Source organism: Rhodovulum sp. PH10 (assembly GCF_000293785.1).
Lineage (GTDB): Bacteria > Pseudomonadota > Alphaproteobacteria > Rhizobiales > Xanthobacteraceae > Rhodoplanes.
The window spans coordinates 1-364 of sequence record NZ_AKZI01000016.1 but is presented as its reverse complement, the minus strand read 5'-3'; the positions used below and the strand labels follow the sequence as shown (position 1 = coordinate 364).

The following is a 364-nucleotide window of genomic DNA, read 5'->3' as shown; positions in this document are numbered from 1 at the left end:
ATCGGCGGCGCCGATCCGGCGATCAATCCCGTGGTACGGGCCGGGATCGCGGCGCCCACGCTGCAGGTGATCACGGAAGCGGAGATCACCTCGGCGGAGGATCGACGGCGGCTGCCGATCTGGGGAGAGTTCTACAATCCCTACGACGCCCCGCACCTCTGCTTCACGACGGTGTGGCGCGAGGATTTCGTCGAACTGGTGCTGGTGGTTTGCCGCTCGGCCCGGCAAGGCACGATCGACACGCCCGAGCGCACCGCTTTTGCGGGGATCGCACGCCACTGCCGCGACGCCGCCATGACGGCGCACGCGATCGGTCGGGACGGGGCGCTGGTGCTCGCCGGCGCGTTCCAGGCGCTGTCGGCCT

Annotated in this window: 1 protein-coding gene; it reads left to right on the top strand. The window is 70.1% G+C overall.

Going from position 1 to position 364, the window contains the following annotated elements; all coding sequences use genetic code 11:
- Positions 1–364: hypothetical protein (locus tag A33M_RS03540; protein WP_040619148.1), on the top strand; the 364-nt coding region annotated here is incomplete at both ends.